Raw genomic sequence first — 9151 nt, 5'->3', positions numbered from 1 at the left:
TTTACAATAGCGAAAGACTGCACTCCTCGCTGGAATACCGGACACCGGAGGAAATCCACTTCGCGAACACAGGGACTATGGCAGTCTGACTTTAATGAACCTTGGCGAGTTTTTGGTCTTGACAAAGGGGTCCACCTTAAATATAGTCCCGGGGTTTTTGCCTGTAGCCCTAAGGCCCTCATGATGTTTTTTGCAACCCCAAAACACCTCATGGGGCATCGCACCTTGAATTGCCCTATCGAGCACTCTCCGCCCCGGAGAGCATGGAGTATTCGCCGGGATCCGTATGTCTTTTTCGATTCCTTGAATATCTCCTTGGTGCGCATTTCCAGCCTAACTTTAGCCGGAATAGGTTTCTCCCATTTCTATCGATGTCTCAGATAGTCGTAAAATCCGCGACCGGCTTTGTGCTTCTGGAGGCGAGAGATGATGCGAAGGTTGAGCTTTTTTGCGTGTGTTGTCATGGTGGCGGCTGGCCTCGTGCTGGGCGTCTGTCTGCTCGGTTCTGCGGAGGTGCTGCCGGCTGCGGCCCCAGGGCAGGAGATGGACCTCCCCGAACCGGAGCTTGAGGGAGGTCTCTCCCTGGAGGAGGCGCTTGCCGGGCGGCGGTCGGTGCGGGAGTTCACCGGTGAGGCGCTGACGCTGGAGGAGATCTCCCAGCTTTTCTGGGCGGCCCAGGGAATCACCACCGACTGGGGCGGGCGGACGGCTCCCTCGGCGGGGGCGCTCTACCCGCTGGAGCTCTATGTGGCGACGGAAGAGGGGCTCTACCACTATGTTCCGCAGGGGCACAAGCTGGCCGTGGAATCGAAAAAGGACCTGCGCGAAGCCCTCTGGAAGGCGGGGCTGCAGCAGCGCGCCCTCCGGGAGGCTCCTGCGGTCTTTGTGGTCACCGGCGTGTACGAACGCACCCGGCAGAAGTACGGCGACCGGGCCGTGCGCTATGTCAGGCTGGAGGCTGGCCACGCCTGCCAGAACCTGCTGCTCCAGGCGGTGGCGCTTGACCTGGGCGCTGTGCCCATCGGCGCCTTCTACGACGGCCGTGTGCAGGAGGCGCTTGCCCTCCCGGAGGACCATCGGCCTCTCTACCTTGTGCCGGTGGGACACCCCCGGTAGCGCCGGGGCTGGTGCCTCTCTTGAGAAAGGGGGGCACCTGCCCGGCTCTCTTGGAGCTGATGTGCGGCTATGGCCCTGTTGGGCTATACTGGGGCTGCTTGAAATGCGTTTTGTGCGCGTGGCGGAAGGTGCGCAGCTGCAATCACGGGGCTAGCGGGGCCGGATGTATCTGCAATGACCAGGCGGTGACGGAATGAGCGACAGAATCGGCAACATCATCGAACTGGCCTTCAGTAAGGGGGAGCGGAACGCGCTCTTGCGATCCACGCTGTCGGTGAAGCGCTGGTTCGGCAGACAACTGAAGGGTTCGAAAAAACAGGGGACGAGCTATATCGTGCGGATGGACCTGGAGACAGCGGAATCGCTGCTGCATGCGCTGGAGAGTGACCTCTCCCACGTTGCCGACGAGGGGGAGCGGCGCAAGCTGCTGAAAGCGAGCGACCGTATCAGGGAGACCCTCGGTGAGGACGAAGACGAAGCGCCCTCGCCTTTTGAGGGGGGGCCCGGAGAGATCCCGGATGCCCTGAAGGAGGCCCTGGAAGAGATTGCCGGGCAGGCTGTGGAAGAAGGCCTTACCTATAATGAGCTCATGGAAGATGAAGAAGGGCTGAAGGCGCGCCTGGAGGAGTATGTACTGGGCCTGGACGAACCCGATGAGGAACTTGGGGGACTGGCGCCGAACCAGATGTTCAGGCTGATCAACTACGGCTGGTGGAAGGAGCCCTATTGCATTCACGTCAATGACAGGCTGCCTGGCGACGAGCTGGAACGGCTCCCGATCATCTACAACACCAGGCTGCTGTTGCAACTCCTTATGGAGGAGGGGAGAGTGAAGGCGACAAATGCGGGCAACCTGAACCGGAAGACGGTGAAACGGATGCTTGATGAAGGAATGAACACCTATGGCAGACATCTGGGGCGGTTCATGCAGTTGGACCCCCTTATGCGGGACTATCTGAAGGTATTCAACGAGGAGGATGTGCCCTTCTGTCACATTCCCAGGGTGATCGCTGGGCTCGCCGGCCTGATTGCACGGACATCCACCCGCTTCTATATCATCGATGAAGGGGCCTGGGTTGCGCGGCCGGAGAACATGGGCCGGCTGTTCGCCCGGCTCTTCCATACGTTCTTCCGTTCCTTCAACCTGGCGTACTGCGACATGATGCCGGATCTCTATTCGGAGCTGAGGGCTTTCCCCTACACGCTCTACCTGATCAGCCGTCTCGACGAGGGGGAGTGGGTTCTCATTAACGGGCGCGAGGAGGACTACCTTCATCCTGTGCTGGTGCAGGAAGTGCGTGACCATGACAACCCGCATTTCACAATCGATTTTGTCCTCAGGGTGCGCTATCTGGAAAAACTGGAGGGCTTCGGCCTGCTTGAACTCTATGAGGGGGAAGCGGAGGCCGGGTCCCGGCAGGGGCCGATTTACTTCCGGAAGACCCCCCTCTTCGACCGCTTCCTCTTCTTCGACCTCCCCAACGGACCTGTGGTGTAGCTGTCGGTACGTTTGTTGAGCCGGCCCGGTGAGGGGACGCCCCCCAACCGGGCCGGCTTTGTTGTGCCTTTGCTACGGTGCGTTTCTCGCGGCGCCTACGGGCTTGCTGTAGAGTGCCTTCCTGGCGGTGCCCTGCGGGGGGGGAGCGCGGCGCAGCCGCGGCTACATCTTGAGCTGGCGGACGACGTCGAGGACGGTGCCGTCGCGCCACTCGATGACGCCGATGATGCGGTCTTCGGTGGCCACGGGGTCCATGGGGCCGGTGAGCTCCCTGGCCTGTTTGACCATGTCCTCGATGTCCATGAGGGGGACGTTGCCGGCCTCTTTGGCGGCGTCGATGAGGTCCTGGCGCCGGGGGTTGATGGCCACGCCGAACTCGGTGGCCACGGCGTCCACCACCTCGCCGGGGGTGGTGACGGAGTAGACGTCGTCCACCACGCAGGGGATGCGTCCCCGGAGCAGCGGCGTGGTGATGATGGTGAGCTTGGCGCCGCTGGCGGTGTCCTGGTGGCCGCCGATGCCGTGGAGCAGCGCGCCGGTGGCCTCGGTGTTGACGTTGGCGTTGAAGTGGGAATCCACCTCGGTGGCTCCGAGCACCACGGTGTCCAGCATGTTGACGGCGCAGCCGGCGTTCCAGGGGTTGGCGTACCAGTCGGCGGAGATCTCCACGTGGTTGGGGTTGCTGCCGATGGATTTGACGGCGTCCAGGTCGAATGACTGCACGTCCAGCAGCCGCTCGAAGAGGCCTTCGTCCAGCATACTCAGGAAGAAGCCGGTGATGCCGCCCAGGCCGAAGCTGCCCTTGATCTTCCGTTCCCGCATGACCTCCCGCACGTAGGCGGCGGTGGCCAGCGAGATGCCGCCCGCGCCGGTCTGGAAGGAGATGCCGTCGGTGAAGTAGGGACTCGATTCGATGAGGCTGGCGGCGTTGCGGGCGATGAGCAGCCGCAGCGGATCCCGGGTGACCCTGGTGGTGCCGGAGACGATGCCTGCGGGATCGCCGATGCTCTCCACGGCCACCACGTGGTGCACGTTGTACATGGGGATGGAGATGTTGGCGATGGGGTAGGGCTGCAGGTTGTCGGTGACGGCCACCACCTGGTCGGCGAATGCGGCGTCGGTGTGGGCGTAGCCCAGGGAGCCGCAGCTGGAGCGCGACCCGGTGCCGGAGATGTTGCCGTACTTGTCGGCGGTGGGAGCGGCGATGAAGGCCACGTCGATGTGCACGTCGCCGCTGCAGACGGCCCGGGGCCGGCCGCCGTGGCTCCGGAGGATGACGGGGTCGGGCATGCCGCCCTCCGAGGCGAGCTGGCCGATGGGGCCGTTCACGGAGCCCTTGATCTGCCGGATGACGCCGCTTTTGATGTGCTGCACCAGGTGCTTGTGGACGCCGAAGAGCGCCGTGGGGAAGAGCACCAGGTCGCGGATGCCCATCTCGGCGCAGGCGTCGAGCACCATGTTCACCACCTGGTCGCCGTTTCTGAGGTGGTGGTGGAAGGAGACGGTCATGCCGCTTTCCAGGCCTGTGGCCTTGATGGCGGCCTTGATGTCCGGCAGGCGCTTGTCGGTGCGGTCGTTGAAGGTGGCCACGTGTTTCCGGCCGTCTCGGTTCCCTTCCGGTTTGCGAACGTTGTAGCCCTCGAAGGGGCGCACCGTGCCGTAGCCGGGGATTTCCTCGGGCAGCAGGCGGCCCACTGCGTTCCTATGCATGCTCTACCACCTCCTCGTCGATGCCGGCGCGCTGGAGTGTGAAGCGGGCGCGCTGCACCACGGGCTTGTCCACCATCTTGCCGTCCACCTTGACGGCGCCGGCGCCCTTGGCCTCGGCCTCCCGGGCTGCGGCGACGATGCGCCTGGCGCTCTCCACTTCCTTCTCTGTGGGGGTGAAGCAGTGGTGGATGATGGGGATCTGGTTGGGGTGGATGACGCTCTTGCCCTGGAAGCCCAGCTGCTTGACGAACATGGTCTCCTGCCGCAGGCCTTCGTCGTCGGTGACCCGGGGGAAGACCGTGTCCAGGGCGTCCACGCCGGCGGCGTTGGCCGCCAGGACCACCAGCTGCCTGGGGCCCACCAGTTCGGTGCCCTCGTTGGAACGGCTGGTGTGCAGGTCGGCGCAGAGGTCCTCGCCGCCGGGGCAGATGCCGGCCACGCGGGGCGAGGCGCCGGCGATGTCGTAGGCGCGGTGGATGCCCAGGGCGGTCTCCAGCAGACAGAAGATCAGCGTCTTGCCCTGGGGGATGCCGGCCTTCTCCTCGATGGCCGAGAGCTCCTCGTCGATATCCCTGATGGCCTGGGGATCCTCCACCTTGGGGATGCGGATGCCGTGGATGCCGTAGGGGACGGTCCACTGCAGGTCTTCCTTCCACTCCGGCGTGTCCATGCCGTTGATGCGGATGGTGACCTCGCAGTCGCCGAACCGGCCCCGCTTGAGCACCTCGCGGATCAGGACGCGGGCGGCGTCCTTCTGGGCGGGGGCCACGGCGTCCTCGAGGTCCAGGATGACCCCGTCGGGGCCGAAGAGATGTCCCCGCAGCAGCATGTTGGGGTTGTTCCCCGGGAGATAGAGTTTGGTCCGGCGGAGCTTCATAGGTTCGCACCCCCCTTGTAGCGGCGCAGCGCTGTCTCCACGCGGGCCCGCAGGATGATGTCAAGCGCTCCGTTGTCCTGCACGGAGATGGCCACGTCGCCGGCATCCATGGCCCTGGCCGTCTCCTCGACGGCGGCTCGCATCACCGAGGTGAAGCGGGCGACGCTGGAGCCGGAGAGCTGGATGTCCAGGCCCGACCCCGCCGCGCCGGGCGAGACGGAGACGAGGCAGTCCATGGACTCCACAGTTCCGGCCTGTGCGCTCTGCATAGCGATTCCTCCTTTCACAGAAAGGGGGCCCACTGCCACGCAGTGAGCCCCTCAGGCACCCGATAGGAAGGGTTACGGCTTCTTGTTCATCTCCTTGGCCTTCTTGCAGATCTCGTCGGCCTTCTTGTCGAAATCGGGGTTCAGCTTGCGGGCGATCTCCTTGGCCATGTCCAGGGTGCTGGCCGCGTCGGTCTCCCACTTGGGGTCGCCCTGCTCGCGCAGGATGTCGTAGGTAAGCACCTTGCCCTCGCGGAGGACGTCGAACATGGCGTTCTCCAGCTTCTTGCTGTAGTCGTCCAGCTCCAGGTAGTCAAGCAGCATCTTGGAGGCGTTGAGCATGGCGATGGGGTTCACCTTGTACTGGCCGGCGTACTTCGGCGCGGAGCCGTGGCAGGGCTCGAAGAGGGCGTAGTCGGCGCCGATGTTCCCCGATGCGGTGACGCCCATGCCGCCCACCAGCTGGGAGGCCTCGTCGGAGATGATGTCGCCGAACATGTTGGAGGTGACGATGCACTCGTAGTTCTGGGGGTTTTTCAGCATCCACATGGCGGTGGCGTCGACATTCTCCTTGTTCATCTCGATGCCGGGGTACTCCTTGGCCACCTCCTGGGCGATCTCGACGAACATGCCGCTGGTGAGGCGGATGACGTTGGGTTTCTCCACGACGGTCATCTTCTTGAGGCCGTTCTCGTGGGCGTACTTGAAGGCGGCGCGGATGATGCGCTCGCAGCCTTCCCGGGTGAAGACGCGCACCGAGGCGGCCACGTCCTCCTTGCCCTTGAAGCGGGCCATGTTGGGATGCAGGTCGTAGAGCTCGTCCGGTACGGGGCGCCACTCCACGGCGGAGTAGAGGCCTTCGGTGTTCTCCCGGAAGGTGACGATGTCGATGTCGTCCCGCATGGAGGGCACGCCGGGCATGGCCTTGGCGGGGCGCAGGTTGACGTAGAGCTCGAACTTCTGGCGCATCTGCAGGATGGCGCTCTTGAAGCCCTTGACGCCCGGTTTGGAGGTGATGGCGGCCATGAGGGCGGCGTCGGTGTTGCGCAGGGTCTCCCAGGTCTTCTCGGGAACGGTGTCGCCCTCCTGCTCCCACATGCACCAGCCGGCGTCGGTGCGGACCCAGTCGATGGGGGCGCCCAGGGCCTCCATGACGACCATGTTGGCTTCCATGACGTCGAAGCCGGTGTCGTCGCCGGGGATATAGGCTACCTGGTATCTATCCTTCTTCTCTTTTACGGTCATCTCGTTTCTTGCCATTACTTGATTCCCTCCTTCAGAAATTGGTGGTTAGTCAGAGATACCCAGTGATTTCCGGACGTGGGGGATGAGCCCGCCGTCTTCGATGAGTCCCCGCACGAAGTCGGGGAAGGGCGGGAAGCTGAAGTCGCCCTTGGACGTGTGGATCACGCCGTCGTCGAAGTCGATCTCGATCTGCTCGCCCTTCTCGATGGCGTCCACGGCCTCCGGGGAGACCACGATGGGCAGCCCCTGGTTGATGCAGTTGCGGTAGTAGATCCGCGCGAAGCTCTTGGCGACGATGGCGGCGATCCCGCGTTCCTTCAGGCAGGTGACGGCCTGCTCGCGGGAGGAGCCGCAGCCCCAGTTCTTGCCGCCCACAATGATGTCGCCGGGCTTGGCGTTCTCGTTGAAGTCGCTGTCCAGGTCTTCCAGTGCCACCTTGGCCATCTCTTCGGGCTCACGGAGTGTGTAGGTGTACTTGCCCGGGAAGATGACGTCGGTGTTCACGCTGTCGCCGTATTTCCAGACCTTGCCCTTGACCTTCATAGGGTTACACCTCCCTCGGATCGGCGAACTCGCCCTTCAGGGCCGAGGCCGCAACGGTGAGGGGGCTGGCCAGGTAGATGAAGCTCTCCTTGTTGCCCATGCGCCCCTTGAAGTTCCGGTTGGCGGTGGAGATGCAGACCTCGCCCGGGGCCAGGATGCCTTCGTGGTTGCCCATGCAGGGCCCGCAGCCCGGGTTGGTGATGACGCATCCGGCGTCGAGGAAGATGTCCATGAGGCCCTCTTTCATGGCCTGGCGGTAGACCGCCCAGGAAGCGGGGATGACGATGGTCCGCACGGCCACCTTGTGGCCCTTGAGGATCTCCGCGGCGCCGCGCAGGTCCTCGATGCGGGCGTTGGTGCAGCTGCCCAGGAAGGCCTGGTGGATCGTCTCGCCTTTCATCTCGTCGATGGGGCCCCAGTTGTCCACGGTGTGCGGCTTGGCCAGGCCGGGGACGAGATCGTTCAGGTTGTAGCTGAGCTCCTTGGTGTAGACGGCGTCGTCGTCGGCCCAGAGGGGCTCCCAGTTGTCGGTCTTGGCGATGTCCCTGACGAAGTCCATCACCTTCTGGTCCGGCGGACAGGCTGCGTTCTTGCCGCCCATCTCGATGCCCATGTTGGTGATGGTCATCCGTTCGGCCAGGCTCATCTGCTCGATGCCGGGGCCGTGGAACTCGGCGGACATGTAGTCGGCGCCGTCGGCACCGATGTCGCCGATGAGCTTGAGGATCAGATCCTTGGAGGCCACACCCTTGGGGAAGGAGCCGGTGACGTTGACCTTCATGCTCTCGGGGACCTTGAACCAGATCTTGCCGGTGGCCCAGGTGGCGGCCATCTCGCTGCGGCCGATGCCGGTGGAGAAGGCTCCGAAGGCGCCGTAGGTACAGGTGTGGCTGTCGCTGCCCACGATGATGGTGCCCGGCAGGGCGTAGCCGGCCTCGCACATCACCTGGTGGCAGACGCCGCCGTCGCTCATGACGTCGTAGAAATGTCTGATGCCCTGCTCGGCCACGAATTCGCGGACATCCTTGTGGTTCTGGGCGTGTTTGTCCGACGGCGCCGGGACGGCGTGGTCCAGGATGAAGACCAGATGGTCGGGGTCCCACACCTTGTCGACGCCGATCTTCTTAAAGATCTTGGAGATGGGGGCGGCGTTGTCGTGGCTCATGCAGAAGTCCGGTTCCACGGTGACCACGTCGTTGGCCGTCACCTCGTGCCCCGCGGCCCTGCCAAGGGCCTTTTCGGCAAAGGTCTTGCCCATGTCTCTGCCTCCTTTCGTGTTCCGGGAAGGGGCGCAGGAGCGGCCTGCGCCCCGGCTGGTCCTAGTCGTGTCCGGTCTGTGCCTTGAGGTACTGGAGCAGTCCGCCGTGGGACATGATCTCCTTTTCCAGGTTGGCCACGGCGTCGCCGTGGGTCTCCTCGCCGGTGGTGAGGTTTTTGATCTGGCCGGTCTCCATGTTGACCTCGATCTCGTCGCCGTCGCTCACCACATCGGTGATGCCGGGGGCGAAGAGCACGGGGTAGCCGTTGTTGACGGCGTTCCGGTAGTAGATGCGGGAGAAGGAGTCGGCGATGACCACGGGGATGCCGGCGTACTTCAGCGCGTAGACGGCGTGCTCCCGGGAGGAGCCGCAGCCGAAGTTCTTGCCGGCCACGAGGATGTCGCCCTCGTTGACCTCGTTGGCGAAGTTCTCCCTGCCCGGGTAGTACTCGAAGGCGTACTGGGGCATCTCCTCGGGGTCGGTGATGTGCAGGTACTTGTTGTGGTAAATGAGGTCGGTGTCCACGTCGTCACCGAAGACCCAGGCCTTGCCGCGGAAGACAGTCTGTTCCATAGGGTTCACCTCCTGTTTCCCGTGTTAGCCCAGGAGATCCCTGGGGTCGGTGATCACGCCGTTG

Annotated in this window: 9 protein-coding genes; 2 read left to right on the top strand and 7 right to left on the bottom strand. The window is 63.9% G+C overall.

Translation table 11 applies throughout. The features are described from left to right. Positions 1-426 precede the first annotated feature (426 nt). Positions 427-1116 (top strand): SagB/ThcOx family dehydrogenase, encoded by a 690-nt coding sequence (locus K9L28_10730; GenBank protein ID MCF7936803.1) that lies wholly within the window; start codon positions 427-429, stop codon positions 1114-1116. Between the two features lie 193 nt (positions 1117-1309). Then, entirely contained in the window at positions 1310-2614 is a 1305-nt protein-coding gene (locus tag K9L28_10725; GenBank protein MCF7936802.1) for a hypothetical protein, read from the top strand. 162 nt (positions 2615-2776) lie between these two features. On the opposite strand, the gene citF is transcribed toward K9L28_10725, so the two are convergent. The 7 genes from citF to K9L28_10690 form a co-directional block, all read right to left on the bottom strand. Next, positions 2777-4324 (bottom strand): citrate lyase subunit alpha, encoded by a 1548-nt coding sequence (gene citF, locus K9L28_10720; GenBank protein ID MCF7936801.1) that lies wholly within the window; start codon positions 4322-4324, stop codon positions 2777-2779. Further along, positions 4317-5201, bottom strand: a complete 885-nt coding sequence (locus tag K9L28_10715; protein MCF7936800.1) for a CoA ester lyase — start codon at positions 5199-5201, stop codon at positions 4317-4319. Before K9L28_10715 ends, citF begins: the two co-directional genes overlap by 8 nt. Further along, positions 5198-5470 carry a citrate lyase acyl carrier protein gene (locus K9L28_10710; GenBank protein ID MCF7936799.1) on the bottom strand — a complete coding sequence of 91 codons (273 nt, stop codon included), beginning with the start codon at positions 5468-5470 and terminating at the stop codon, positions 5198-5200. Before K9L28_10710 ends, K9L28_10715 begins: the two co-directional genes overlap by 4 nt. Positions 5471-5542: 72 nt before the next feature. Then, on the bottom strand, positions 5543-6727 hold the full coding sequence (locus tag K9L28_10705; GenBank protein ID MCF7936798.1) for an isocitrate/isopropylmalate dehydrogenase family protein: 1185 nt from the start codon (positions 6725-6727) through the stop codon (positions 5543-5545). A gap of 30 nt (positions 6728-6757) precedes the next feature. After that, positions 6758-7255, bottom strand: a complete 498-nt coding sequence (locus K9L28_10700; GenBank protein MCF7936797.1) for a 3-isopropylmalate dehydratase — start codon at positions 7253-7255, stop codon at positions 6758-6760. A 4-nt stretch (positions 7256-7259) separates the two neighbouring features. Continuing rightward, a complete protein-coding gene (locus K9L28_10695; protein ID MCF7936796.1) occupies positions 7260-8513 on the bottom strand; it encodes a 3-isopropylmalate dehydratase large subunit in 1254 nt (417 codons plus the stop codon). 61 nt (positions 8514-8574) lie between these two features. Continuing rightward, positions 8575-9087 (bottom strand): 3-isopropylmalate dehydratase small subunit, encoded by a 513-nt coding sequence (locus K9L28_10690; GenBank protein MCF7936795.1) that lies wholly within the window; start codon positions 9085-9087, stop codon positions 8575-8577. Positions 9088-9151: the final 64 nt, after the last annotated feature.

Source organism: Synergistales bacterium, from assembly GCA_021736445.1.
Classification (GTDB): domain Bacteria; phylum Synergistota; class Synergistia; order Synergistales; family Aminiphilaceae; genus JAIPGA01.
Note: the sequence above shows the minus strand (reverse complement) of the source record. Positions and strands in the feature narration are given on the sequence as shown.